At 62.7% G+C, this 23,535-nt stretch carries 26 protein-coding genes; 13 read left to right on the top strand and 13 right to left on the bottom strand.

The window, feature by feature from the left end; translation table 11 throughout:
• Positions 1-38: 38 nt before the first annotated feature.
• Together C6558_RS08650 and C6558_RS08645 are read left to right on the top strand one after the other, a co-directional pair.
• Positions 39-1,040: a threo-3-hydroxy-L-aspartate ammonia-lyase gene (locus tag C6558_RS08650; protein WP_025427606.1), complete on the top strand. Its 1,002-nt coding sequence runs from the start codon at positions 39-41 to the stop codon at positions 1,038-1,040.
• Between the two features lie 587 nt (positions 1,041-1,627).
• Positions 1,628-2,377: an SDR family oxidoreductase gene (locus tag C6558_RS08645; RefSeq protein WP_025427607.1), complete on the top strand. Its 750-nt coding sequence runs from the start codon at positions 1,628-1,630 to the stop codon at positions 2,375-2,377.
• Positions 2,378-2,489: 112 nt separating this feature from the next.
• Here C6558_RS08645 and C6558_RS08640 read toward each other — a convergent pair whose 3' ends face one another.
• Positions 2,490-2,942, bottom strand: coding sequence for an Lrp/AsnC family transcriptional regulator (locus C6558_RS08640; protein WP_025427608.1), 453 nt, complete (start codon positions 2,940-2,942; stop codon positions 2,490-2,492).
• Positions 2,943-3,056: 114 nt separating this feature from the next.
• Between C6558_RS08640 and C6558_RS08635 the strand changes: the two genes are divergently transcribed.
• Complete coding sequence (locus C6558_RS08635; RefSeq protein ID WP_025427609.1) at positions 3,057-4,040, top strand: nucleoside recognition domain-containing protein; 984 nt, start codon at positions 3,057-3,059, stop codon at positions 4,038-4,040.
• Between the two features lie 21 nt (positions 4,041-4,061).
• Here C6558_RS08635 and ftrA read toward each other — a convergent pair whose 3' ends face one another.
• Positions 4,062-5,117, bottom strand: a complete 1,056-nt coding sequence (ftrA, locus tag C6558_RS08630; RefSeq protein WP_051509172.1) for a transcriptional regulator FtrA — start codon at positions 5,115-5,117, stop codon at positions 4,062-4,064.
• A 73-nt stretch (positions 5,118-5,190) separates the two neighbouring features.
• Between ftrA and C6558_RS08625 the strand changes: the two genes are divergently transcribed.
• The 3 genes from C6558_RS08625 (at position 5,191) to C6558_RS08615 (ending at position 7,088) form a co-directional block, all read left to right on the top strand.
• Entirely contained in the window at positions 5,191-5,622 is a 432-nt protein-coding gene (locus C6558_RS08625; RefSeq protein ID WP_025427611.1) for a rhodanese-like domain-containing protein, read from the top strand.
• Between the two features lie 177 nt (positions 5,623-5,799).
• The gene (locus C6558_RS08620) at positions 5,800-6,270 is read left to right on the top strand and encodes a GNAT family N-acetyltransferase (RefSeq protein WP_025427612.1); all 471 of its coding nucleotides are present in this window, start codon (positions 5,800-5,802) and stop codon (positions 6,268-6,270) included.
• Positions 6,271-6,668: 398 nt separating this feature from the next.
• Complete coding sequence (locus tag C6558_RS08615; protein WP_084815052.1) at positions 6,669-7,088, top strand: DUF1801 domain-containing protein; 420 nt, start codon at positions 6,669-6,671, stop codon at positions 7,086-7,088.
• A 350-nt stretch (positions 7,089-7,438) separates the two neighbouring features.
• On the opposite strand, the gene C6558_RS08610 is transcribed toward C6558_RS08615, so the two are convergent.
• The 5 genes from C6558_RS08610 to C6558_RS08590 all read right to left on the bottom strand — a co-directional run bounded on the left by C6558_RS08610 (position 7,439) and on the right by C6558_RS08590 (position 12,281).
• Positions 7,439-8,671 (bottom strand): HlyD family secretion protein, encoded by a 1,233-nt coding sequence (locus C6558_RS08610; RefSeq protein WP_025427614.1) that lies wholly within the window; start codon positions 8,669-8,671, stop codon positions 7,439-7,441.
• Between the two features lie 3 nt (positions 8,672-8,674).
• Positions 8,675-9,139: a hypothetical protein gene (locus tag C6558_RS08605; protein ID WP_025427615.1), complete on the bottom strand. Its 465-nt coding sequence runs from the start codon at positions 9,137-9,139 to the stop codon at positions 8,675-8,677.
• A gap of 259 nt (positions 9,140-9,398) precedes the next feature.
• A complete protein-coding gene (locus tag C6558_RS08600; protein ID WP_025427616.1) occupies positions 9,399-10,667 on the bottom strand; it encodes an NAD(P)/FAD-dependent oxidoreductase in 1,269 nt (422 codons plus the stop codon).
• Between the two features lie 430 nt (positions 10,668-11,097).
• Positions 11,098-12,039, bottom strand: a complete 942-nt coding sequence (locus tag C6558_RS08595; RefSeq protein WP_025427617.1) for an HlyD family secretion protein — start codon at positions 12,037-12,039, stop codon at positions 11,098-11,100.
• Positions 12,036-12,281: a DUF3302 domain-containing protein gene (locus C6558_RS08590; RefSeq protein ID WP_025427618.1), complete on the bottom strand. Its 246-nt coding sequence runs from the start codon at positions 12,279-12,281 to the stop codon at positions 12,036-12,038. Before C6558_RS08590 ends, C6558_RS08595 begins: the two co-directional genes overlap by 4 nt.
• A 587-nt stretch (positions 12,282-12,868) precedes the next feature.
• Here C6558_RS08590 and C6558_RS08585 point away from each other — a divergent pair.
• Positions 12,869-14,503 carry an autotransporter outer membrane beta-barrel domain-containing protein gene (locus tag C6558_RS08585; protein WP_107027144.1) on the top strand — a complete coding sequence of 545 codons (1,635 nt, stop codon included), beginning with the start codon at positions 12,869-12,871 and terminating at the stop codon, positions 14,501-14,503.
• 145 nt (positions 14,504-14,648) lie between these two features.
• On the opposite strand, the gene C6558_RS08580 is transcribed toward C6558_RS08585, so the two are convergent.
• Entirely contained in the window at positions 14,649-15,140 is a 492-nt protein-coding gene (locus C6558_RS08580) for a MarR family winged helix-turn-helix transcriptional regulator (RefSeq protein ID WP_025427620.1), read from the bottom strand.
• A gap of 154 nt (positions 15,141-15,294) precedes the next feature.
• On the opposite strand from C6558_RS08580, the gene C6558_RS08575 reads away from it, so the two are divergent.
• The 4 genes from C6558_RS08575 (at position 15,295) to C6558_RS08560 (ending at position 17,890) form a co-directional block, all read left to right on the top strand.
• On the top strand, positions 15,295-15,690 hold the full coding sequence (locus tag C6558_RS08575) for an Ohr family peroxiredoxin (RefSeq protein WP_025427621.1): 396 nt from the start codon (positions 15,295-15,297) through the stop codon (positions 15,688-15,690).
• A 72-nt stretch (positions 15,691-15,762) separates the two neighbouring features.
• Positions 15,763-16,791 (top strand): DUF3095 family protein, encoded by a 1,029-nt coding sequence (locus C6558_RS08570; RefSeq protein ID WP_025427622.1) that lies wholly within the window; start codon positions 15,763-15,765, stop codon positions 16,789-16,791.
• Positions 16,792-17,229: 438 nt separating this feature from the next.
• Positions 17,230-17,496 carry a hypothetical protein gene (locus C6558_RS08565; protein ID WP_025427623.1) on the top strand — a complete coding sequence of 89 codons (267 nt, stop codon included), beginning with the start codon at positions 17,230-17,232 and terminating at the stop codon, positions 17,494-17,496.
• A gap of 124 nt (positions 17,497-17,620) precedes the next feature.
• Positions 17,621-17,890 carry an antibiotic biosynthesis monooxygenase gene (locus tag C6558_RS08560; RefSeq protein WP_025427624.1) on the top strand — a complete coding sequence of 90 codons (270 nt, stop codon included), beginning with the start codon at positions 17,621-17,623 and terminating at the stop codon, positions 17,888-17,890.
• A gap of 17 nt (positions 17,891-17,907) precedes the next feature.
• On the opposite strand, the gene C6558_RS08555 is transcribed toward C6558_RS08560, so the two are convergent.
• Both C6558_RS08555 and C6558_RS08550 read right to left on the bottom strand, forming a co-directional pair.
• Positions 17,908-18,489 (bottom strand): isochorismatase family protein, encoded by a 582-nt coding sequence (locus C6558_RS08555; RefSeq protein WP_038577231.1) that lies wholly within the window; start codon positions 18,487-18,489, stop codon positions 17,908-17,910.
• A gap of 8 nt (positions 18,490-18,497) precedes the next feature.
• Positions 18,498-18,962 (bottom strand): Lrp/AsnC family transcriptional regulator, encoded by a 465-nt coding sequence (locus C6558_RS08550; protein ID WP_025427626.1) that lies wholly within the window; start codon positions 18,960-18,962, stop codon positions 18,498-18,500.
• Between the two features lie 199 nt (positions 18,963-19,161).
• Here C6558_RS08550 and C6558_RS08545 point away from each other — a divergent pair, with 199 nt between their 5' ends.
• Positions 19,162-19,881, top strand: coding sequence for an aspartate/glutamate racemase family protein (locus C6558_RS08545; protein ID WP_025427627.1), 720 nt, complete (start codon positions 19,162-19,164; stop codon positions 19,879-19,881).
• Positions 19,882-20,148: 267 nt separating this feature from the next.
• Here the strand turns inward: C6558_RS08545 and C6558_RS08540 are convergent, their stop codons facing one another.
• The 3 genes from C6558_RS08540 to C6558_RS08530 all read right to left on the bottom strand — a co-directional run bounded on the left by C6558_RS08540 (position 20,149) and on the right by C6558_RS08530 (position 22,419).
• Complete coding sequence (locus tag C6558_RS08540; RefSeq protein WP_025427628.1) at positions 20,149-20,523, bottom strand: VOC family protein; 375 nt, start codon at positions 20,521-20,523, stop codon at positions 20,149-20,151.
• A gap of 201 nt (positions 20,524-20,724) precedes the next feature.
• Positions 20,725-21,996 (bottom strand): NAD(P)/FAD-dependent oxidoreductase, encoded by a 1,272-nt coding sequence (locus C6558_RS08535; RefSeq protein WP_025427629.1) that lies wholly within the window; start codon positions 21,994-21,996, stop codon positions 20,725-20,727.
• An 18-nt stretch (positions 21,997-22,014) separates the two neighbouring features.
• Complete coding sequence (locus tag C6558_RS08530) at positions 22,015-22,419, bottom strand: helix-turn-helix domain-containing protein (RefSeq protein ID WP_025427630.1); 405 nt, start codon at positions 22,417-22,419, stop codon at positions 22,015-22,017.
• 162 nt (positions 22,420-22,581) lie between these two features.
• On the opposite strand from C6558_RS08530, the gene C6558_RS08525 reads away from it, so the two are divergent.
• Positions 22,582-23,469: an NmrA family NAD(P)-binding protein gene (locus C6558_RS08525; RefSeq protein WP_025427631.1), complete on the top strand. Its 888-nt coding sequence runs from the start codon at positions 22,582-22,584 to the stop codon at positions 23,467-23,469.
• Positions 23,470-23,535: the final 66 nt, after the last annotated feature.

Below are 23,535 nucleotides of genomic sequence, written 5' to 3'. Positions count from 1 at the left end.
TCGGCCCAGGGCCACCGCGTGCGCAATGGAGGTTTCTCGTGGTCAATCCTGCACCGGCACCCGCTTCGCTGCGCATCCCGACCTTCGACGATGTCCAGACCGCCCGAGCACGCATCGCCGGCGCGGCGCACCGCACGCCTGTGTTGACATCGCGAACTGCCGACGCCCAAGCCGGAGCGACCGTATTTTTCAAGGCGGAGAACCTGCAGCGTGCGGGCGCTTTCAAATTCCGTGGCGCGTACAACGCCATCGCTGCGCTGGACGCACGCTCCCGGCAGAATGGTGTCGTCGCCTTTTCCTCAGGCAATCACGCCCAGGCACTCGCCTATGCCGCGAGACTCCAGGGTGTTTCGGCGACAGTGGTCATGCCGCGCGACGCTCCGGAGATAAAGGTGGCGGCGACCAGGGGCTATGGAGCCGAGATCGTCTTTTACGATCGATATACGGAAGATCGTGCGGAGATAAGCCTGCGCCTTGCCGCCGACCGGGGCGCAGCGCTGATCCCTCCCTATGACCACCCGGATGTCATCGCCGGACAGGGTACCGCAGCACTGGAACTGATCGAGGATGTCGGGGAGATCGATTTGCTCGTCGTTCCGCTGGGCGGCGGCGGTTTGCTTGCCGGCAGCGCGCTCAGCGCCAGGGCGCTTTTGCCCGCCTGCTCCATTGTTGGCGTCGAGCCCGAGGCGGGAAACGACGGCCAGCAATCATTGCGCAAGGGCGAAGTGGTTCAGATCCCGGTGCCGAAGTCGATCGCTGATGGCGCGCTTGTCACCCATGTCGGCAACCACAACTTCGCCATCCTGAAAGACACGGTCGATGACATCGTCACGGTTACTGATGGGCAACTGGTCGAGACGATGCGGTTCTTTGCCGAGCGCATGAAGATCGTCGTGGAACCGACCGGCTGCCTGGCCGCGGCGGGCGTTTTGCAGGGGGCAATCGCCTGTGGCGGAAAGCGGGTGGGTATTCTGTTGAGCGGCGGCAACATCGATCTGAAAACCTTCAGCGCACTTCTAGAGCGCCGTGCGTTCAGATGAACGCACAAAGGACGCTCTAGCACTTTGATCCTAGAGCATCTTATCCGCTTTCAGCGATTCCACTTGAAAGCAGGATGCTCTAGGCGGGCACTGAAGCGCGCACCCGCTTACCCTTCGGTTGCATCAATGCTAATATGCCCTCGATCGGTGAATGGGGATCGCCGCCATGATCGAGGGTCAAGCTTTCTACTATGTCCTGGTTTGGATGCTGGCTTTTGCCGTCTGGTTTTTCTTCTTCCGATGAATGTGAAGGATAGTCGGCCCTACAGCGCCGCGCGTCTTTTAGGATGCGCCAAGGTCGCTGTAGCACTTTGATTGACTGCATGTTTTTGCCCTTTGATCGGATAGGAGTAAAGGAAACATGCAGGTGCTTGAGCAGTCATCTTTGCCGCGGCGAACTTTCCAGGGTGCAGGGCAAACACGAGATCGTGGCAGATGCTACGCTTCGATCCGCTCAACCCTGACATCCGGACCGACCCTTCAAATTTTCGATGACCACCATCATTCAGTTGTCCCCATCGCAAATCGGGTGGGCGCTGCTTCTTGTCGGCGATACTCAGTGCGCCTCAACCAAGAGGAGCAAGTCCATGTCCATGCTGCAAGATAAGATCGCAATCGTCACCGGCGCGTCGTCGGGTATCGGCCGCGCGGTCGCAGAACTCTTCGCCACCGAAGGCGCGAAGGTGGTTTTGAACGCCCGCACCCAAGCACCACTCAATGCCGTGGTGGAGGCTATCCGTGCCGAGGGCGGCGAAGCGATCGCCGTCAGCGGCGATGTCGCTGACGAAGATACCCATGCCCGGCTGATTGAGGCCGCCATCAGCCGGTTCGGCGGCCTCGACATTGCCGTCAACAATGCCGGCGCCGTCGGCGCGGTCAGGCCGCTTGCCGAGATCACGGCCGCAGAATGGCAGGAGGTGCTGGCCGCCAACTTCACCTCCGCCTTCCTCGGCGCCCGCCACCAGATCCCGGCAATGCTCAAGCGCGGCGGCGGATCGCTGGTCTTCACCTCGACCTTCGTCGGCACCAGCGTCGGCATCCCCGGCATGGGCGCCTATGGCGCCTCCAAGGCGGGGTTGATGGGGCTGGTCAAGGGCATCACCGCCGACTATGGCGCGAGCGGCATCCGCGCCAATGCCCTGCTCCCGGGCGGCGTCGACACGCCGGCTGCCGGCAGCCAGGAGCAGAAGGAATGGGCCGCAGGCCTGCATGCGATGAAGCGGATCGCCCAACCGGAGGAAATCGCCCGGGCGGCGCTATTCCTGGCAAGCCCGATGGCAAGCTTCGTTGCCGGCACCGCGCTCTACGCCGATGGCGGCAACGCCGCGGTCAAATGACCATAGCGGCAACGCCGTTGTTGCGCGCCGGAGTAGATCGCCCCGGCGCCTTCGTTTGATGCCGCAGATCGGGGTGCAGTGCCTGCGAAGCTCGTCCAGTTACATCGAAGCTTCAAAGCGGGATTGCCGTCGTCTCCTTGCCGGTGCGGATCACGAAGCTGGTGTAGTATCGCGCGACATTGCTCCCTTCCCCGAACAGTCGCTCGGTGAGCGCGTCGAGTTCGTCCATGTCCTTCAGGCGCAGCATCAGAAGCGCATCGGTCGCGCCGCTGACGCTATAGGCCTGGGTCACCGCCGCCTCGGCGGCGACCATATCGAGAAAACGGCGCACATATTGTTCGCCGTGGCGCTCCAGCTCGACGGTGATGATCGCCTTCACCCCTCGGCCCGCTTTTGCGGGATTGAGAACGGCAACGACGCGGTCGATGATACCAGCGGATCTTAAGCGCCTGATGCGCCGCAGGCAGCTCGACGGCGACAGCCCGACCTCGGTGGCAAGATCAGCGTTGGTTCGCGACGCATCCTCCTGCATCAGCTTGAGCAGCTTTCTGTCGATCCGATCCATTCCATCCCCCAATTTATGCGCGTGCAATTTTATTGCACATATTCGCATATTTTGACCACAACTGCGAATGGCCCCGCGCTAGTCCTTGGACAACCCATTCAAGGAGGCATCGCCATGACCGTTCACATCATCCTCTACCGCAAGACGCTCGCCACTCTCGAAATCTACTGGGACCTGGTGCGCATCATCGTTCCCGTCACGATCGTCACCCATGTCCTGCAGGAACTCGGCGTGATCCGGGCGGTCGCACCGGCCTTCGAACCGCTGATGACGCTCGTCGGGCTGCCGCCCGAGCTCGCCTTCGCCTGGCTCACCGGCCTCTTGGTCGGCATCTGGGGCGCGGTCGTGGTCGTCTTTGCGCTGGTGCCGGTTTCGGAACTGACGACCGCCGACATGACCATCTTTTCGGCGCTGATGCTGGTGGCCCACGCCATCCCGATCGAACAGCGCATCATCCAAAAAGCAGGCCCTGGCTTCCTGGTCACAGGGGCGCTCAGGATCGGCGGCGGCCTCATCTTCGCGGCACTGCTACACCAGGTCTTCGCGGCAACCGGCTGGCTCGCCACGCCGCTCAACCCCACATGGATACCGGTCAACGAAGGCTCCGGCTGGATCGCTTTCGCGCTCAGCACGCTGAAGACGCTCGCCACCATGCTCGTCGTGCTCTTGGCCTTGAGCTGGACGATCGAGATCCTCAAGCTGGTGGGCCTCCTCGGCTGGCTGAACCGGGGCATGGCGCCGCTCTTCCGCCTTGCGGGCATAAAGCCGCAGACGGTGCCGTTTGCCGCCGTCGGCGTACTCTTGGGGATCTCATATGGCGGCGCGCTGCTGATCCGTGAGGCACGCGAGGCGAATGTCGAGCCGCGCCAGGTCTTCCTCGCGTGCGTCTTCATGGGCTTTGGCCACAGCCTGGTGGAGGATACGCTGGTCGTGGTTGCCCTCGGCGCCGATTTCACCAGCGTGTTCTTCGGTCGCCTAGTCTTTGCCATAGCGGCAACGGCGATCGTCGCCCGGGTCATCGTCTCGGCGCCGGACGCCGTGTTCTTCAAGTCGTACTTCCGCAGGAACGGCAGCGAACTTGCCCCGTCGGAGGCGTAGTGGCAGCAGGGCGCGGTCCGGCTACTCGGCCGCGACCTCGGCCGGCGCACCCGCTTGCGCTGCCACCCGCCCGAACATGGCGCGATAGGCGGCGGGCGTCGTCGAAAGCTGCTGGCGAAAGTGATGCCGCAGCGTCTGGGTCGAGCCGAAGCCCGAGCCTTCGGCCACCTGTTCCATGCCAACAGTGCTTTCCTCCAGCAACTGCCGGGCCCGCGCCAGCCGCTCGCCAAGCAGCCAGCGCGCCGGCGTTGTGCCGGTGGCCGCCTCGAAGCGGCGCAGGAAGGTGCGTTCGCTCATGCCCGCTGCTTTCGCCAGCGCCGCGATCGAGAAATCCTCACCGAGCCGCGCGCGCATCCGGTCGATCAAGGGCCCGAGGCGCGCGCTCTCGTGCACTTCCGGCACCGCCCTTTCGATAAATTGCGCCTGCCCGCCATCGCGGTGTGGCGGCACGACGAGGCGCCGCGCCACCCTGTTTGCCGCCTCGCTGCCGAAATCGCGGCGAATGAGATGCAGGCAGAGATCGATGCCGGCGGCACTGCCGGCAGACGTCAGCACCGCGCCGCTATCGACATAGAGCACGTCGGGCACCACCTCGACATCAGGGTAGAGCGCCCTGAGCTTGTCGGTGTAGCGCCAATGGGTCGTTGCCCTGAGGCCAGAGAGCAGACCGGCCGCCGCCAGCACGAAGACGCCGGAGCAGATGGAGAGAACCCGCGCGCCGCGCGCATGTGCCGCCCGCAGGGCCTGGCACAGGGCTTCAGGCACCGGGGTATCGGCACCGCGCCAGCCGGGCACGATGATGGTTCCGGCCTCAGCCAGGAGATCGAGCCCGCCATCGGCCGTCAGCCTGATGCCGCCGGTGGCCCTCAGTTCCCCCGGTTCGATCGCCGCAACGGCGAAGCAATACCACCCCTCGCCCATCTCAGGCCTGGGCAGGCCGAACATCTCCACCGCCACGCCGAACTCGAAGGTGCAGAGACCATCATAGGCGAGAGCGACGACGAGTGGATTGGCTGGTGATGGCGATGTGACAGACGGTTTTGGCATGATCTTGAGCATATATGGCAAACCTGCCATCTGCCAGCCCCTTTCCGACATTGCTACAACCCTCCTCGTCAACCGCCCAAGGCCAGAGCCACAGGAGAGAAAGATGAGCTACGTCACCGAAACCCAGGCCGCAGCACCCGAGATCGCCATTGCCCATTTCGCCCGCCGCCTGAGCGTCGAGACCGATTGCTCCGACGTTGCCGCCGCGCTGAAGAAGGGCGAACAGGATTTCGTGCTGCTGCACGTGGTCGGAACCGAGGCCGCCTATGCCCGCCGCCATGTGCCGGGCGCGATCCACCTGCCCCACCGCGAGATCAGCGCAGAGCGTTTGGCCGAATGGCCGGCCGACACCCTGTTCGTCCCCTATTGCGCTGGGCCGCATTGCAACGGCGCCGACCAGGCGGCGCTGAAGATCGCCCGGCTCGGACGACCGGTGAAGATCATGATCGGCGGCATTACCGGCTGGGAAGACGAAGGCCTGGCCTTCGCTTCAGGCGCCGCCCCCGGCGAACCCCGGCTGCTGCTTGCCGCCTGAGCGCTACTCCTGCGATGCAGATGGCCCGCGGATCAGGCGGGCCATCGCTGGCTCCCCGGGCCGGATTCGATTGTGCGCGTATCCATGCACTCCACCAAACGGCCACCTTGGCGGATCGGCGCAAACACGCCAAGGTAGCCGGCAGGATCACCCCTGCCAGCCCCCTTGAGGAGCCCTATGACGATTGCCATTTCCACGCGCCCATTCGAGCATCGCGATGTCGCCACGGTGCTGGCGCTGATGCGCGGTCTTGCCGTCTTCGAAGGCTATATCGACAAGTTTGCCGTCACTGAGCGGGACCTGATCGACCACGGCCTTTGCGACAGCCCGCGCTTCGGGGTCTTCGTGGCGGAGCTCGACGGTCGCGTCGTCGGCATCGCCGTCCAGTATGTCATTCCCTGGACCTATGACCTGAAGCCAACGGTGGTTTTGAAGGAACTGTTCGTCGAGGAAACCGCGCGCTCTTCAGGCGCGGGCGCTGCCCTCATCGAAGCGCTGAAGCGCTACGCCGCCGAAATCGGCGCGCCGCGCATCAACTGGACCGTGCTTGCCGGCAACGCCCCGGCCAAACGCTTCTACCGGCGTCACGGCGGCGGGCCCGACGAAGTCTGGGAACCGTGGACGATGCCGGTGCCGTCAGGCAACTAACCGACATCGCGGCAGTGAGCGCGTTCGCAAGCGCACGCAGACGCGGGTGACAGCACCTGTGCGGCGCAACGGCCGCTCGTTGTATGGGATGGTCTATCGTTGCAATTCATGCTGCCCCCTCGACCTAGCGCCCGCCCGCACCATATTGCCGCGCAAGCCGGAAAATGGCGTCACGCGGTGTCCTCCCGTTGCGGAAACGACGGCGCTGCGCTTCACGCCGCAACACATTAATCCCGCTGCATAATACCTTGAATCGATTCCGATTTGAGGCATTGTGCGGTGGCAATTGCGCCGCCCAAGCAGTCGAGGAGCCAGGACGGCGTTTCTGGCACGAGCAAAGTAAGCGCAGTTTTTGCCGGCGGAAGAAACGGAGCCGGAAGTCGGAGGATAGAGGCCCAATGAATGCATCGGAACACATCGACCAGTTGATTGCCGGGATTAGCGACTGGCGCGGCAAGACACTCGCCAGCCTGCGCAAAAGCATCCTTGGAGCAGACAAGGAGATAGCAGAGGAATGGAAGTGGATGGGAAGCCCGGTGTGGTCTCGCGATGGCATCATCGCGGTCGGCAACGCCCACAAGGATAAGGTGAAGCTTACCTTCTCTCACGGCGCGAGCCTGCCGGACCCTGAAAATCTGTTCAACAACGGCTTTGGCGGCAAGGTCTGGCGCGCGATCGACGTCTTTGAAGGTGACGAGATCGACGAGCGCGCGCTGCAGAACCTCGTCCGCGTCGCCATCGACTACAACCAGGCCAAGGCGAAGAAGAAGGCGTCTTCGGGCAGCCGGGCAAAGGCGGCCAAAAACACGGACGCATGATGCGGCCGCTTGTCCCTGCCGGCGCCGACACAGGACTGGCGACAAACCGACTGTTCGCTATTTTGCAAGAATGGAAATGGCGTTGCGAAGCGGCACAAGAATTGCGCTCCGGTGCGTTTGGTCATGCCCGCCGGATCGTTGCCAGGGCGCGCCGCATATCCACCTAGAGCATTTCCAGGAAAAGTGCGAAGCGGTTTTCCGTCAGGGAATGCGCAAAAACAAAGAGATAGAGCGTGTCCGTGACTCCGTTTAAACCGGAAACGCTCTAGCCCCTCCCGCGTACCGACCGACGGAAAAGGTGGCGCGAACACGCGCCGCGCCGTTTTGCCGTCAACAGATGCGGCGGACCGTCAGTGCCCGCCGAGCACCAGTGTCTGCACCGGCAGCATCAGCGCCTGCATACGCAGGATCATCGCATGCACCAGGCCGACCGTGTCGACAACGTGCAGATAGATCCCGCGCAGCGTGCTGGTGCCGGGTGCTTCCAACTCGTCATGGCTGTTGGTGTAAGCGTTGGCGATGCAACTGCTGCCCGGTGGAAGCCCTTCGAGGCCGCCGGGATAGAGCGGCTCAAGGTAAACGGTGATCGTGCCGGGCGCCGCCAGTTGCGAGAGGTCGATCAGTTGATCGCTCGCCCTCAGCTGTCCGCCGGCGATCACGGCCTGCACCTCCGTCACCACCATCGGGATGATGGTGAAGGGTTTGCCGACGCAGGTGGCCTCGGCAATCATGCCGACTTTCAACACCTGCGCCTCGATCTGGCCGAACCCGGCGATCAGCGCCACGCGACCGGCCTCAGACGGTACCATAATGCCCGCCGGGCGCAGCATCGGGTTGACGACTTCGCCGACCCTGAGCGTGAATTGCTGCAGCGTGCCGGAAAAGCCGGCGCGCACGGTGGTCTTGTCGAGCTCCACCTGAGCCTGTTTGAGGGCTGCCTCGGCGCTTGCCTTCTGCGATGGCAGCAGCGACGCGATCTTCGTTTCCAGCGTGCGCTTGTTGGCAGTGGCCGCGTCGACCGCTCCCCTGCGGCCGTCAGCCGCCACCTGCAGCCGCTCGATCTCACGCGGAGCCACGACATTGGGGTTGCGGCGCATCAGCTCCGTCTGGGTCTCGAGCTGGTCCTGTGCCTGAAGAAAGGCGCCTTGCGCCTGCTGGATCAGCCCGTCGGCGGCGGCAAGCTCAGTCTGCGCCACCGTGGTTTCGGCCTCGACCTCGGCAATCTGCCGACGTGCAAGCTCGATCGCCGCTTCCTGTTCGGTACTGTCGAGCTTGAACAGCGGCGCACCAGCCTCCACCATTTGATGGCGCTGGACATAGACCTCGGCCACACGCCCGCCCGTCTCCGGCAGAATGGTAACGGTGCGGAACACCGAGGTGACGTTCTTGGTCGACGGATGGAAATAGAACACCAGGGTGATCAATGTCAGCGTCAGCATCAGACAGGCGGTGATGCCGTACCGAAGTTCGAACCAGACGGAATAGAGCGTGATTTCGTGGCCGAACCTCTTGCCCTGGACATACCGGCGAAAGAGATAGTCGGGAAGGATGGTCAGCATCGAGCAAAGCAGGAACTCGAACATGGCTCATGCCCTCCCATCATTCGAGGTCGGCTCGACCCTGGTTTCGACAGCCGACGCCGCCGGCTCGGGAACAACAGGGTGATCGACACGGACGTGCCCATGGGCGTCCAGCTCCGGCTCCGGTTCGCGGCCCGACATTTTCTCCAGCGAACGCGCGATCGATCTGAGCGGCGACCAGATGTCGGGCAGATCCACCAGAGCCAAGATCAACCCCGCGATCCAGAAGAGATGATTGTGCGTAAACAGCGCGATCAGCGCCAGCACTGCCACGACCTCGAACTTCGCCTTGCTCCCCCCGTGGGCCATCTGCTCGGGCAGGGCATGCAGGCGCAGGTAGAGCGTGCCGATCCCGAAGATTGCGAGCAGCAGGAACACCACGACGAAATTGAACAGAAGGTCAGACTGCCCGGGCGGCGTGACGAACATCGGCAGATGTTCGATCGCTTTTGGATGTATCAAGTCTGCCATCTCCGTCTCCCCCAACGCATGTCAGGTTATAGTCTCGATTTCAGAGAGTTAGCACACAATTTGCGCTTGTAAGCAAAGTCTTTTTTACCGTATCCCCGATCACGGTTGATATCAGCCGGTCGCGTCCGGCGGGCCTTGCCGGCCACCGCCCCTCCATCATTGCGTCAGGAGCCAGCGAGCCCTTGTAGAGGCACACTCACCTGTAGAGGCACACTCACCACCCGCGATGCTCAGGCCCGCCGGCTGTCATGCCGCACCGCTATTGCCCGTCGCGCAAAGTCTCTTTCTGGGTAATCAACCGGGCGCTGTGCTGGCCACTCAAATAGGTCCAGAACCAGCTCCAGGCGACGGCGAAGCGGCTGCGCGTGCCGATCAGGAAATAGATATGGGCGATGCCCCAGATCCACCAGGCAAGCGCACCCTTGAGCTTGAAGCGGCCGAAATCGATGATCGCCGCCCGCCGACCGATCGTCGCCAGGCTGCCCTGATGGCGGTAGCGAAAATCGCCGGGCGGCTTGCCGCCACCAAGGCGTGCGCGGATGACCTTCGCGACATAGGCACCCTGCTGCTTTGCGGCCGGCGCGATCCCCGGCACCGGCTTGCCTCCGTCATAGGTGACGGAGGCCGTATCGCCGATGACGAAGATATCGTCATGACCTGGCGCCTCAAGATCGGCGCCGACGATCGCGCGGCCGGCCCGATCCTCGGCAATGCCGAGCCAACGGGCGGCGGGCGACGCCTGGACGCCGGCGGCCCAGACGAGCGTCCGGCTGGCAACGAAAGTCTCGCCGATCGTCACCCCTTCGGCGGTGCAGTCCGTCACCGGCGTTCCGGTCCGGACCTCCACGCCCAACCTTTCCAGTTCACGCCGGGCATAATCGGACAGGTCCTCGCTGAAGGCAGCCAGAATGCGCGGCCCCGCCTCCACCAGGATCACCCGGGCCTTTCGGGTATCGATGCGGCGAAACTCGCTCGGCAGCGTGCGGTGGGCCATTTCGGCGATGATGCCGGCAAGCTCGACGCCCGTCGGCCCGGCGCCGATCACGGTGAAGGTCAACAGCGCCTCGCGCACGGCCGGGTCTTCCTCGAGTTCCGCCTTTTCGAAAGCGATGAGCACGCGGCGACGGATGGTGGTCGCGTCCTCCAGCGTCTTCAGACCCGGCGCCACCGGCTCCCATTCGTCATGGCCGAAATAGGCATGCGTCGCGCCGGTGGCGATCGCCAGCGTGTCGTAGCCGATCGCCTGCCCGCCCTTGAGCGTCACCGTCTTGGCGGCAGCATCGACGCCGGTAACCTCGCCCAGAAGCGTCGTTACCTCCGGCCGGTCGCGATAGAGATTGCGGATCGGCCAGGCGATCTCCGACGTAGCGATCAGCGTGGTCGCGACCTGGTAGAGCAGCGGCTGGAATAGATGGTGGTTTCGCCGGTCGATCAGCGTGATACGCACCGGCGCGCCGGCAAGCCCGTTGACGAGCTGCAGCCCGCCAAACCCTCCACCGACGACGACGACATGATGCCTGTCCTGCATGGCCATGATCCCGATTTGACTTTTCTCAAATGTGGAGCGGCGCCGCGCCAACACAACCGCCGGCTTCGTATGCCACCCTTGCAAAATCGGTCATGGCGCTGGCACCGGCGTTGCAATAATGTGTTGGGCTACCGTAGACGGGTGCCGGAAGTCGGTGCTGGCAGGATCGTTTCCCCCTCTCCCTGCGAGGCGGCCTTCGGCGCCGTGTGGCTGGCGCAATGCCGCCCTTCAGCTGCTGCTGGTCATTTGCAGAACGCATTCGAGAGCAGTGGCAGCCTCACCTATTGGGCAACGTCGGCCAAGCATGGGTTCAGCACGCGATTTCCGAAAATGGACCCCGGGCATGGGACATGATTGCTTGCAGCTGGCCGCCCTACGCCCGCAGCCGTTTACACAAGCACTGATCGTTTCGCCCCGATCTAGCCCTCAGTCAGAAGGGGTTGATGTAGTTCGTGATCGCGATCTGCCGAAGCAGGACTTTCCGGATCACATGGGCCGCGCTGACATGTTCGGTAAAGATCGCCGCATCCCCCGTGCTTCCTGCGGGCAGACGATTGGCAAACTCGGCGTCATCAAGTTTTACCCTGACAACGAACGGCAGCGTCTCGATGGTCTTCGATGAAACGGCAGTGCCCGACGTCTGCGTCTGTCCGGTCGCCACCGCCTGGAGAATGCTCTCAACCTTGCCGCCGTAGACTTTTCCGGGCTCGTACTTGAACGTCACCTCAACAGGCTGACCGGGCTCGACATAGCGCGCATCGATCTGCGGCACCTCGACGCCGATGATCGTCTCCGAGGTATCGATGAAGGCCATGACCGGTGATAGCGGCAGATTGGCGACACGCGCGCCCGTGCGCAGCGCTAGGTTCGTCACGTAGCCATCGGCAGGAGCACGGACGATGGTTTTTTCGAGGTTCCAGTTGGCTCCCACCAACTGCGCCTCCAATTGATCGACCTCGGCCTGATATTGTTCGACATCGAACGCGCGTCCGGCGGGAGTCGTCTGCAATCTCGTTTTCTCCGCCAGCCGCAACTGGCTCAACTTGAGCTGGGCCTGCAGAGCATTGACCTGCGACTGATAGGGAGCGGGATCGATACGGAACAGCACGTCACCAACCCTTAGCGGCGAATTCGCCTTGACCGGCACCTCGACCACTTCGCCCGCGACGCTGGGCACTATGGCGACGGAATTGCGCACGACGAGTGCGGGTCCTTGCGGTGCGCCCCAGTTCATCGGGATGAACAGGCCGACCAGCAGGATGAGCAGGACCAGTATCGGTGAGACCTTCCAGAACAGATTGAACGGGACAATCCGAAACTTCACCAGGCAGAACAGGATGACCAGATAGACGTTGAGAAGAACAACGATCATTGTCCAAGCTCCACCTTGGAGACACGGGGAACGTCAACATAGGCCCAGATCAGGACGATCGGCCAAAGGGCGAAACCCAACAGCAGCGTCACCCAACCGCCCACCGTCACCGCTTCGGCCCACGGATGGTTCCGCTTTTTGGCGATCATCCCGGGCAGCATGGCCAGGAAGACGATCACCGCGACGGTGCTTAAGACCAGGACGACAAGCACGATCCACGCAAATAGGTCGATAAGGCTCATGGCCAAATCCCTTCGTTGAGGCGTAAACACTATTGAGCCAGGCATGGCCGTGGCCTCTGGCATGAGCGAGCCGACCCGCGCTGCCGGCAAGGACGCTGAACAGATCGGCTCAGGCTAGCCAATGCCGCTCGCGTGGGAAGTACGTAACAGTTAATCCGATGCCGACGTCGGCACGGCCGAGAAGACGGCATGACGGCCTTGGCCCGTGGCGGGCGCCCTCGCGCAACGACGGGTGCAACCGTGTCTCTTTCACCTTTGAACCGCCCGCACGGGCGGCTCCGCATTGTCCCCGACGACGTTGGTCGAGCATCGGCAACGGCTTTGTCGAGTTCGGCCCGATTGCCAGGCATGCGGGAAAAACCGCCATCGAACCACTAGAATTGCACGGTGGGAGTGCGGCAAGCTTTGAGGAAATATACAAATGGAGTCGGTGCGGCGGGGCAGTCGCCTGCCGCCTCGGGGGCAAGGGGAATAGCGCCAGGAAGCGGCTTGGAGCGATTGACGATACTTCGCTGCGGCAGGAATGTCGCAGAGCGTTTGGGGGAAGCATGCGCAGAGCTGATTTCCATGTCCGACAAGCGGCGTCGATGGCATATCTGGGTGCGGCGCTGATTGCCGGCCTCTGCAGTTTTGGGGCAGCCGGCGACGCATTAGCCGCGAACTGCAGTTCCCGCGGCGGCCTGGCCTATCTCGGCAACACGAAAGGGGCCACCCGCTCTGTCTGGCTTTCCGGAACCAGCGCCGGGTCTTTCGGCCTCGAGGCGGCTCAGGGCAATCAGACAGTCGACACCTGGAGCAAGAGCAAGCGCGGCCTCCATCTCTCGCTTTCGCCGGTCGTTTCAAACGGCAACGGTGGCACGCACAAGCTCTATGACACATCGAGCGGAAAACCGTGCCTGCTCGACACCCAGAACCAGGTGCGTAATATCATCTTTCCGAACATCGACTGGCCCGACGGCCGCCCGGATGTTGGCCCACAGCCGGTGTTTCCGGGTTTCAACTTGCCCGATGGCCGACCGGACGTCGGCCCGCAGCCGGTGTTTCCGGGTTTCAACTTGCCCGATGGCCGACCGGACGTCGGCCCACAGCCGGTGTTTCCGGGTTTCCACTTGCCCGACGGCCGCCCGGATGTCGGCCCCCAGCCGGTGTTCCCGGGTTTCAACTTGCCCGATGGCCGCCCGGACGTCGGCCCGCAGCCGGTGTTTCCGGGGTTCACGCCGCGCACCCCGACCGCCATCAGAGGCGGCCGCGTGGTCGCAGCCCCCACGCCGGACACCTGTATCGACCCGCGGTCGATAAATTCCAACAAGCAACAGCGCGACCTGCCGATCTGCCGGGACCTCGCTGCCGAAGAAGCCGCCGCCCAAAGCGCCGACCGATCACAGGTGCCGTTGACGCCGGGCCGCGATCTGCCAGCGCCCTCGCTCTGGAACTTCTGGTCGGATATCCAGTTCGCAGACATATCCGACGAACGTTATGACCGCGACAGCGACACGCTCGCCCGCTCGTTGACGATGGGTCTCGATCGCCGCATCACCAACGACCTCGTCGTCGGCATGACCGTTTCCCTTGAGAACAGTTCGACCGATGCGTTCGACGGCACATTGGGCATCGACACCGACGGCTTCAGCTTCGGCCCCTATGCGGCCTACCGTCTGTCGAAACACTGGGCGATCGACGGATCGCTGACATACGGGCGCTACAACAACGATATCGACCTGAGCGTGCTGAGTGGCCGACAGGATTCGGAGCGTCTTGCCGGCGAAATCTCGCTCCACGGCCAATATAAGGTCGATGCCTATTTCATCCGCCCCAAGGTCTCCGTCAATTGGTCCCATATCGACAGCGACGCCTACGACCTCTCGGGCAGCATCCTCAACATACCGGTCAGCGTTTCCCTTCCCGGCGACAGCTTCAATTATGGCGTCCTCGATCTCTCGACCGAGATCAGCCGTTATTTCCGTCTGCCGGACGGGCAGCCGTTTCTCGCCTTCGCCGAACTCGGTGCCGAATACCAATTCGAGCGGCCCAACGACGGCAAGATCCTGACCGGCGACCTGTCGGAAGTGACGCCCTCGCCCTGGGCGTTTTCGCTTCGCTCGGGCTTCCGAATGCTGGTGAACGACAACCTCCAGATCGAAGCGACGGGCGGCTATTTGAGCTTCGGCCAGAAAGATCTCGATGTCTGGGAGGGCAAGCTCCACGTCGCGTGGAGCTTCTGATTTCCAGCAAACGTGCGAAGCGGTTTTTCGTCAGGAAATGCGGAAAAACAAAGAGATAGAGCGCTTCCGTGATTCCGCCTAACGCTCTGACTATCTCCTGCGAGCCGACAAGCGGCGAATCTGCCCGGCTCCTGGCTACCGAACGTCATGTTTTCTCAGGATGCGTCGCACGCAACAGGTTGTCGCGCAACTTCACCACGGTTTGCTGCACCACCGGAAAATCGTCTCCGAGACCGATCACATCCGTCAATGCTGCGCCGGGCTCCATTTCGACCAGTTTGCGTCCAGCCGCTGTCAGCGTCACGCGGACCTGCCTTTCATCGGCCGGATCGCGCCGGCGCTGCAGATAGCCCTCGGACTCGAGCTTCTTGAGGATCGGCGTCAGCGTGTTCGACTCCAGGAAGAGCTTCTCGCCGAGCGTGCCCACGGTCTGTTCGTCTTCCTCGGAAAGCGCCACCATGGTCACGTATTGAGTATAGGTCAGACCGAGCTTGTCCAGCAGTGGCTTGTAGGCGCGACCGAAGGCGAGGTTTGCCGAGTAGATCGCAAAGCACAGAAAATTCGAAAGCTTCCTGCCGCCGTATTCGGCCTGCGACGCGGAAACGTCGGCACCTTTTGCTGTTGGGGATTTGGGCATGGGTATATCCTGTTCCATTGTCCTCGTTGTCGACCCTTATATAAATCGCATCCGATTAAATCGCAATGGTATTGACATCCGGTTTGGGTTGGCATATTTACATCGCATCCGATTATAGTGGATGCGATAAAACTTAACCAGAAAGGATTTCACCATGACCGAGAAGCTCCTCTTCACCGGCAAGACCCACAACACCGGCGGCCGCAACGGCGGCACGCGCAGCGACGATGGCATGCTTGACCTCAAGCTGGCGCAGCCGCATCCGGCCGCTGAAAACCTCTTCGGTGCTGCCTGGTCCGCGTGCTACATCGGTGCGATCGAGGTCGCCGCCTCCCAGAGAAAGATCAAGCTTACGGCCGGACCCGAGGTCAACACCGAGATCGATCTGAACGTTAATGACGGCTCCTACTTCCTGCGCGCACGTCTCAATGTCAGCCTGCCGGGCCTCGACCGCGACGTCGCCCATGAACTGATCCATGCAGCCCACGAGATCTGCCCCTATTCCAAGGCGACACGCGGCAACATCGATGTCGAGACCAATCTGGTCTGAAGGCCATCCGGTCAGGTCTGGCCGCTCACCCGGCAGACCTGACCTCCCCTTATGCCCACTTGGAGAACACGGATGAGCAACAGCCACACCCAGCCGCCGCAAGCCTATAGTGAGTTCTCTGATGTGGTCGACCCGGCCATCTATGAGCCATTGCCCGACGATTGGCACATCGCCATTACCGATGTCGTCGACTCGACCTCGGCGATCAGGTCCGGGCGCTATGAGGACGTCAACTTTGCCGGCGCCTCCGCGATCGTCGCCTTCGGCAACGCCCGGGGGACGTTCGATTTTCCCTTCGTGTTTCGTGGCGACGGCGCGGCATTCGCCCTGCCGCCGGAGGCGGCCGCAACCGCGGCATCGACCTTGCGTCAGGTCGCGGCCTTTGCGAGCGACAGCCTTGGCCTGACGCTTCGAACCGGGTTGTTGTCCGTGCGCGAAGTCCGCGCCAACGGAAGCGATGTCAGGATCGCCCGCTACGCGGCATCGCAAGACGCCACCTATACCATGTTTGCCGGTGGCGGATTGAAATGGGCGGAACAGCAGATCAAGCGCGGGCGCTACCTGATAAGGCCGGACAGGGATACGACGCAACCGAACCTGACCGGTCTCCGGTGCGAATGGAAGCCGTTTCCCAGCCAGCGCGGTGAAATTCTCTCCTTGCTGGTAGAGCCGACCGAACAGACCGGCGCTCAGGACTTTGCCGCCCTGGCGAGAAGCGTCCTTGCCGTTCTCGAGGCCGGGCAGCGCCAGGCTCATCCGGTGCCGGAGGCGGTCGCGGTACCAAAGGATGAGCGGATGGATGTCGACCCGGCGCGCTGGTCGACGGTCGCGGCCAATTCGGATTTCCGCAAGTGCGATGACGGCTTGCGCCTGACGCTCGATTGCACGCATGAGCAGATCGACCGGGTCGAAGCCATCCTTGTCGCCGCCAGACAACGCGGCGAAGTCAGTTTCGGTCTACACCGCCAGTCTCATGCGCTGATGACCTGCCTGATCCCATCCGGCAGACCTGATTCACACCTACATTTTCTCGACGGAATGGACGGCGGCTATGCCAGGGCCGCGGAAATGCTGGCACCTGCCAAACAAGCTGCGGCGTGATTATTGGCGGGCGGCAAAGGCCATCCACTTTCATATCCACCTCCAGCAAACCGACATCCAGTAGATTCGCTAGGCAGTTGACAGAAACATCGCAAGCCCCGGACGGGGCCGTCCAAGCCCTCCATATCAAGCTTGCGATGGGCTACCGGATGCCGGCGCCCACAGCCGAGCCCTCACCCCGGTTTACCATTTCATTCTGTCGCGACCGCTCGTGAAGCATTCGACACCAGAGCGCGAGGGTCGCCAAGTGAAACAACCGAAAGCTCAGCCGCGACAGAACGACCCAATGAATGCGATTTTTCCGAATTAATCCAAAGTGATTGCAGAGATATCTTTCGGATGGGCGGGTCGAAAACAGCCACATTCGTAGCATCATTGAAATGAACGTTACCAAACGCAGCAGTGTAGTTGAATATTTGACCCACAAGGGAGGACATCATGCCTACCGTTATGGCTTATCACGATGTCAAAGACACCAAACACTGGCTCGCCTCGCCGCTCCGCAAGCAGATCTTCGAACCGATCGGCGTCACAAACATCCGCACATTTGTAGACCCTCAGGCATCCAACCGCGTCGGCTTGGTCATGGATGTTGCCGACATGGCAAAATTGGAGGCCTTCATGCAGACAAAAGCGGCAGCGGATGCGATGACGCATGATGGCGTGCTGCCCGAAACTCTGGTGTTACTCGTCCAATCCCAGTAACCGGGGTGCCGCATCCGACATCATGCCAAGACGGTCTTAAGGCGCTTGCGCCGATGTCTCGGCATCACAAAGGCCCCTCCGGGCAGGACACTCGTCCCAACCCAACCTGACGCAGGAGGATGATATGACGACATTGTTCGTAAGACACGAAGTCTTCGACTACGCGGCCTGGCGCAGGGTATACGATGCGTTTTCGCCGGTGCAGAAGGCAAACGGCGTTTTGGCGGAGGCGGTTTATCAAGCCCCTGACAATCCCAACGATGTTACCGTAACCCATGAGTTTGCCACGCTTGAAGCGGCTCAGGCGTTCGGCAACCTGGACGAATTGAAAACGGCAATGCGCAACGGCGGTGTGCAAGGCACGCCGACAGTGTGGTTTGCCAACAAGGCATGAGATAGCCCGGAGTGGCATCACCCCGCCTGCGCCATCGCCGGCTCGAAGCCGATTTCGTCGATGGTTCCGACCAGCACGATCTCGTCGCCGAGCGACCATTCGGCGGCCCGCGCCGCCATGTGCGCCGGGACCTTTTCCGAGCCGCCCGGCCCCGGTGGCACGTCATAGGTGGCGTGCGCGTCGTGGGCGAGGATCACCTGGAAGCCGAGGTCCATCGCCCGGCGCGCCGTTGCCGCCAAACACATTTCCGACAGCATGCCGCAGATGGCGATGGTTTCGACCCGATGGCTCCTCAGCCGCGCCTCCAGATCGGTGTCGTGAAAACCATCGTCGACGGACTTGCGCACGACCGTTTCACCGGGGCTCGCATCGAAGAACAACTGCCAGCCGTCCGTGCCCGGCTCGTCCGGCGCACCCTTTTCCCCGTCGTTCTGCACGAAGATGATGGGGACTGCCTTTTCGCGCGCGCGCTCAAGCAGCCGGCCGACGGCCCGCTGCAGCGACAGAAGATCCGGCACCGCATCCGCACCCGATATGAAGGCGCGCTGCACGTCGACGACCACAAGCGCCTCGGCCAGTTTGATGCCGTTCTCGCTCATCGTCTCAATCACTCCGCATAATCGACCGGCACCGCGGTGCCGCTCTTCAGGATCTCCATCGAGATAGACGCGGAAACGTCGAAGAGCTCCACCTTGCGCACGATCTGTTTGTAGACCACGTCGTAGTGTTCGACCCGCGGCAACACGACCTTGACGATATAGTCGTAGTTGCCGGTCAGGCGATGCGCCTCGACGATCTCGGGGATGTCGCTGATCGCCCGGCGAAATGTCTCGATCCACTCGTCGGAGTGATGCGCAGTCTTGATCATCGCGAACACGGTGGTCGGCACGCCCATGCGCTCGCGGTTGAGAACGACGATACGCTTGGCGATGTAACCTGCCTCTTCCAGCCGCTGGATGCGGCGCGAACAGGCGGACAGCGAAAGGTTCACCCGGTCGGCAAGTTCGCCGACGGCCATGCTCCCATCCTGCTGCAACAGCGTCAAAAGCTTCCTGTCTCTCTCGTCCAGCACGCTCACCACTCCCATTTCATCGAAACGATACGCTGCATATTTGCACAATCAACAGTCATTGCGCAATTCATTCGCGCTAAACGACCATTCTCGCGCCATCAAAGCGAACCATTGCGGACGAAGGTCCGGCATAGTTTCCCCATCGAAAACAGCTGGCCGCACTTCGGTGCGGATGGCGACAGGATCAGGGAAAGAAACGATGGAAATGCGCAAGATCGGTCTTATCGGCGGCATGAGCTTCGAAAGCTCGGTGGTCTATTACCGCATGGTCAACGAGGCCGTTCGCGAGCGGCTGGGCGCGCTGCATTCGGCCGAGGTGCTGCTGCACTCCGTCGACTTCCAGTCGATCGTCGACCTGCAGAAGGCCGGCCGCTGGGACGACGCCGCCAGGCGGCTTGCCGATGTTGCCCATGGGCTGAAGACGGCCGGTGCCGACTGCGTGCTGATCTGCACCAACACCATGCACCTGATCGCCGACGCCGTGCAGGCGGCCGTCGACATTCCGCTGATCAACATCATCGACGAGACCGGAGCCCGCCTCAAGGCCGCCGGCGTTCGCAAGCCGCTGCTGCTTGCCACCCGCTACACGATGGAGCACGGCTTTTACGCCGAGCGCATGAAGAGCCACGGCATCGAAGTGATGGTGCCCGACGCTGCTGGCCGCACGCTGACGCACAACATCATCTTCGACGAGCTTTGCGCCGGCAAGGTGCTGAGCCCTTCCCGCAAGGCGCTGATCGACCTGATCGACACGGCGGAGGCCGAAGGGGCCGATGCCGTCATCCTTGGCTGCACCGAGATCTGCCTGATCCTCGACCCGAAGAGCCTGCCGCTGCCGGGCTTCGACTCCACCGCGATCCACGCCGACGCCGCCGTCGAATTCGCCCTCGGCGTCGAGGATTTGCGCCGCGCCGCATAAGCCAGGATCGGGCGTTCCCCGATCCGCACCGACCGCAAACGAAAATGGCCTCCAGCCTGCGCTGTGGGCCATTTTCCGTTGATCCATGCGGCATGCTCGGTCCCTTACAGCGCCGCGCGTCTTATTAGACGCGCAAAGGTCGCTGTAGCACTTTGAATGGCTGCATGTTTTGATCCTTAAATCGAATAGGATTTAAGGAAACATGCAGTAGGCGCAATTGCCGCGCCGCGTGCTTGACGTTTGCCGCCGTTCAGGTGCGTCGGATGTTCAAGCCGTTTCCTGCCCGCTGCGTGGCCCGCGAAGGCCGATGCAGTTGCCCCAGGGGTCGCGAACCTGGCACATCCACAACCCGTCTTCGATCGCAAGCGGGCCGCGATAGAGCGGCGCGCCCAGACCGTTGAAATCGGCAAGCGCCCGGTCGAAATCCTCGACCTGCCAATAGACGACCGAACCGGCCGCGCCGCTCGCCACCTTCTCGTCCGCCGGCACGATTTCCAGATGGGTCGAACCGATCTTCAGATACTCGAAATCGAAGGCGTCCAGACGGCGACGTTCTGCGCTTGGGAAGGCGCGCTGATACCAGGAAAGCCCTGCATCCACATCGGCGACATGCACCAGAACCGCAGCCACAAATTCTGTCATCACAACACCTCGCCAACGCAAAGAACCATTTGAGGGTCGGCATTTCCGTCCCTCTACAGCGCCGCGCGTCCATGACGCGCAAAGGACGCCGTAACACCTTATATTTGCTGCATAATTCCTTAAATCGAATCCAACTTGAGGAATTATGCTGAGCGGGCCTTATACAGGGTTTGCACGCGGATGCGCGGTCTCGCGGTACGCTCAGGCGGGCACGGCGACAGCGCTTTCGGCGACCGGCTGCGCGCATATCGCCTGCCAGTCGCACTCCTTGAGGCCCGCGGCTGCAAAGGGGTCGATCAGCGTGCCCGAAACTATCGAGGCGAGCAGCGCCGGCGAAGGCGGAATGCGCGCGATCGTTGCCACCAGCCGGTCGCGCAGCCAGGCAAGCGCTGCGGAGTCCGATTGGTAGAAGGGCGTGAACGCCAGCGACAGCAGCTGGAACAGCGCCATATGGTTGCGCCTCGCCCGGCCATACGCGGCCAGCGCCGCGTCGATATCGTCGGTAAGCGACAAAGTGTGGGCAAGCGTCGCCGCATCGATCAGCGCCATGTTGGCGCCCTGCCCCAGTTGCGGGCTGGTCGAATGCGCGCTGTCGCCGACAAAAGCGACGCGGCCCGACGTCGGCGGGCGCAAGGTGCGGTGGGCATAGCGCGCCAGCGTCAGTTGGTCCCAATCGTCGATCTGGTCGAGCAGCGGCGCGCAATCCGGCCAGTAGTCGCGAATTGCCGCCTTCCATCTGTCCAGACCCGCCGCCTTCACGGCGTCGGCATCGCCGACCTTGACGCTCCAGAAGAAGGCAACATGGTCTCGCGCCTTCGGTCGCGCCCGGCCCGCCGGCAGGATGCCGATCATCACCTTGGCGCGGTCGTAGCGCTGTGTCAGTGCGTTTGGATCATGGGTCAGGCCGTCACTGTCGAGCGTCGCCCAGAAGGCGCCATAGGCAAGCTCGCGCACGCCGGGCGCCGTCGCGGCACCCGCCGCAATGGTCGAGCGGGCACCGGTCGCGTCGATGACGAGATCATAGCGCCCCGCCTCCTGGCCGGCGGCATCCGTCAGCACCGCCTTTTCGCCCGAGGTCTTGGCCGCGGTCAGCGTCATGCCGGTGCGAATGGCAATGCCGGCCGCTGTAACTGCATCATGCAACACGCCGAACAGCGCTGCGCGCTGAACGGCCAGCCCGAAGCGACCGCCCGCAAGCGCGTCATAGCGCACGTCGAGCACCGTGCGGCCGCTCCTGGCATCGGCGCCGTGCAGCCGGTCGATGCGGCTGCCGAGCGCCATGATCGGCTGAAGCAACCCGAGCGCGGCGAGCGCCGTCAGCCCCGTCGGCTGCAGCATCAGCCCGGAGCCGACCGGCGCGACGTCCGCGAAACGTTCCAGGATTTCAACGCGGTGGCCCTGCCGCGCAAGCAAAAGCGCCGAGGCAAGCCCGGCCGGCCCGGCGCCGGCAATACCGATATCGAGTCTCTTCATGCAGTCAGCAATAGCCGCTCAAGGCGCGCCGTCATAGGCCTGGCGCGAGGCGCGGATTGCCACATGGTTGGCAGCCGACCAATCGACAAAATGCTTCAGCAATTCGTGCAACGAGCGCCCGAGATCGGTCAGCGCATATTCCACGCTCGGCGGCTGCGTCGGAAAGACCGTGCGACTGATATAGCCGTCGCGCTGCAGGTCGCGCAGCGTCTGCGTCAGCATGCGCTGGGAGATATCGGGGATCAGCCGCCGAAGTTCCGAGAAGCGCAACGCCCCGTCGGCCAGCGACAGGATCATCAGCGAGTTCCACTTGCCGCCGATGTTGTCCATGACGTCGCGCACCGGGCAATTCTCGACATCCATCGGCACGCCGCAGACCATCGCCACGCGCTTGCCCTTCACATCACCACTGAGCTTGTTCATGGGCCGGTACCCTTTTTGTAACCACGGCAGAAAAAACTGCCTCCTTTACAGCTCTTACCAGATTACTAGATTAGAGCAACTCTCAAAAAGAGACCAACAACCGGCAGACGTGCTTTCCCTCCCGAAGCGTCGGCTGGCATCACAGAGAAAAAGGAAAAGTTCATGTCCGATACATTGCTCGTGACCGGCGCCACCGGCCAGCTCGGCAAGCTCGTGCTCGATGCGCTGCTTGCATCCGGCAAGGTCCAGCCGGCCAACATCATCGCCACCAGCCGCGATACGGCAAAGCTTTCCGACTATGTCGGCAAGGGCGTGCAGGCACGTGTCGCCGACTTCGACGATCCGGCCTCGCTCGACCGGGCCTTTGCCGGCGCCGACCGCATCCTGATCATCTCCACCGATGCGCTCGACCAGCCGGGCAAGCGCCTGCATCAGCATCTGGCAGCCGTCGCGGCCGCGAAGAAGGCCGGCGCCAAGCACATCCTCTACACCTCGATGCCGAACCCGGAGACCTCGGTCATCCCGTTTGCGCCCGATCATCTCGGCACCGAAAACGCCATCAAGGCAACCGGCATCCCCTACACGATCCTGCGCAACGGCTGGTATATGGAAAACCTGTTCATGGCGCTGCCGCATGCGCTGGAAACCGGACAGTGGTACTCGTCCTCGGGCAAGGGCCGCCTCGCCCACCTCGCCCGCGCCGATGCCGCAAAGGCCGCCGCAGCAGCCCTGCTTTCAGCCGGCGATGAAAGCCGCACGTTCACGCTGACCGGCCCGGAGCTGCGCTCGACCGACGAGATCGCCGCTCTCGTCTCCAAGGCTGCCGGCAAGCCGCTCGACGTCGTCCACATTTCCGACGACGCGCTGGCCGGCGGGCTGAAGGGCGCGGGCCTGCCCGACTTCCTCATCCCGATCGTCGTCTCCTTCGACGCCAACACCCGCGAGGGCCATATCGACATGGTGACGAGCGACGTGACGACCCTGACCGGCGCCACCCCCCTGCCGCTCACCGCCTTCCTCGAAGCCAGCAGGGCAAGACTTGCCGGCTGAATGGTAAGCGCCCTCATTCCTGTGCCTGTCACAGGAATCTAGCCAGCCCAAGTCTTTGGGCTGAAA

It is taken from the genome of Ensifer sp. NM-2 (assembly GCF_003024455.1).
GTDB classification, from domain to species: domain Bacteria; phylum Pseudomonadota; class Alphaproteobacteria; order Rhizobiales; family Rhizobiaceae; genus Ensifer; species Ensifer canadensis.
Note: the sequence above shows the minus strand (reverse complement) of the source record. Positions and strands in the feature narration are given on the sequence as shown.

Bases quoted from the DNA above. Each gene is read 5' to 3' on its own strand.
- C6558_RS08645 (WP_025427607.1), top strand. From the start codon at position 1,628: ATGTCCATGCTGCAAGATAAGATCGCAATCGTCACCGGCGCGTCGTCG.
- C6558_RS08640 (WP_025427608.1), bottom strand. From the start codon at position 2,942: ATGGATCGGATCGACAGAAAGCTGCTCAAGCTGATGCAGGAGGATGCG.
- C6558_RS08635 (WP_025427609.1), top strand. From the start codon at position 3,057: ATGACCGTTCACATCATCCTCTACCGCAAGACGCTCGCCACTCTCGAA.
- ftrA (WP_051509172.1), bottom strand. From the start codon at position 5,117: ATGGCAGGTTTGCCATATATGCTCAAGATCATGCCAAAACCGTCTGTC.
- C6558_RS08625 (WP_025427611.1), top strand. From the start codon at position 5,191: ATGAGCTACGTCACCGAAACCCAGGCCGCAGCACCCGAGATCGCCATT.
- C6558_RS08620 (WP_025427612.1), top strand. From the start codon at position 5,800: ATGACGATTGCCATTTCCACGCGCCCATTCGAGCATCGCGATGTCGCC.
- C6558_RS08615 (WP_084815052.1), top strand. From the start codon at position 6,669: ATGAATGCATCGGAACACATCGACCAGTTGATTGCCGGGATTAGCGAC.
- C6558_RS08610 (WP_025427614.1), bottom strand. From the start codon at position 8,671: ATGTTCGAGTTCCTGCTTTGCTCGATGCTGACCATCCTTCCCGACTAT.
- C6558_RS08605 (WP_025427615.1), bottom strand. From the start codon at position 9,139: ATGGCAGACTTGATACATCCAAAAGCGATCGAACATCTGCCGATGTTC.
- C6558_RS08600 (WP_025427616.1), bottom strand. From the start codon at position 10,667: ATGCAGGACAGGCATCATGTCGTCGTCGTCGGTGGAGGGTTTGGCGGG.
- C6558_RS08595 (WP_025427617.1), bottom strand. From the start codon at position 12,039: ATGATCGTTGTTCTTCTCAACGTCTATCTGGTCATCCTGTTCTGCCTG.
- C6558_RS08590 (WP_025427618.1), bottom strand. From the start codon at position 12,281: ATGAGCCTTATCGACCTATTTGCGTGGATCGTGCTTGTCGTCCTGGTC.
- C6558_RS08585 (WP_107027144.1), top strand. From the start codon at position 12,869: ATGGCATATCTGGGTGCGGCGCTGATTGCCGGCCTCTGCAGTTTTGGG.
- C6558_RS08580 (WP_025427620.1), bottom strand. From the start codon at position 15,140: ATGCCCAAATCCCCAACAGCAAAAGGTGCCGACGTTTCCGCGTCGCAG.
- C6558_RS08575 (WP_025427621.1), top strand. From the start codon at position 15,295: ATGACCGAGAAGCTCCTCTTCACCGGCAAGACCCACAACACCGGCGGC.
- C6558_RS08570 (WP_025427622.1), top strand. From the start codon at position 15,763: ATGAGCAACAGCCACACCCAGCCGCCGCAAGCCTATAGTGAGTTCTCT.
- C6558_RS08565 (WP_025427623.1), top strand. From the start codon at position 17,230: ATGCCTACCGTTATGGCTTATCACGATGTCAAAGACACCAAACACTGG.
- C6558_RS08560 (WP_025427624.1), top strand. From the start codon at position 17,621: ATGACGACATTGTTCGTAAGACACGAAGTCTTCGACTACGCGGCCTGG.
- C6558_RS08555 (WP_038577231.1), bottom strand. From the start codon at position 18,489: ATGAGCGAGAACGGCATCAAACTGGCCGAGGCGCTTGTGGTCGTCGAC.
- C6558_RS08545 (WP_025427627.1), top strand. From the start codon at position 19,162: ATGGAAATGCGCAAGATCGGTCTTATCGGCGGCATGAGCTTCGAAAGC.
- C6558_RS08540 (WP_025427628.1), bottom strand. From the start codon at position 20,523: ATGACAGAATTTGTGGCTGCGGTTCTGGTGCATGTCGCCGATGTGGAT.
- C6558_RS08535 (WP_025427629.1), bottom strand. From the start codon at position 21,996: ATGAAGAGACTCGATATCGGTATTGCCGGCGCCGGGCCGGCCGGGCTT.
- C6558_RS08530 (WP_025427630.1), bottom strand. From the start codon at position 22,419: ATGAACAAGCTCAGTGGTGATGTGAAGGGCAAGCGCGTGGCGATGGTC.
- C6558_RS08525 (WP_025427631.1), top strand. From the start codon at position 22,582: ATGTCCGATACATTGCTCGTGACCGGCGCCACCGGCCAGCTCGGCAAG.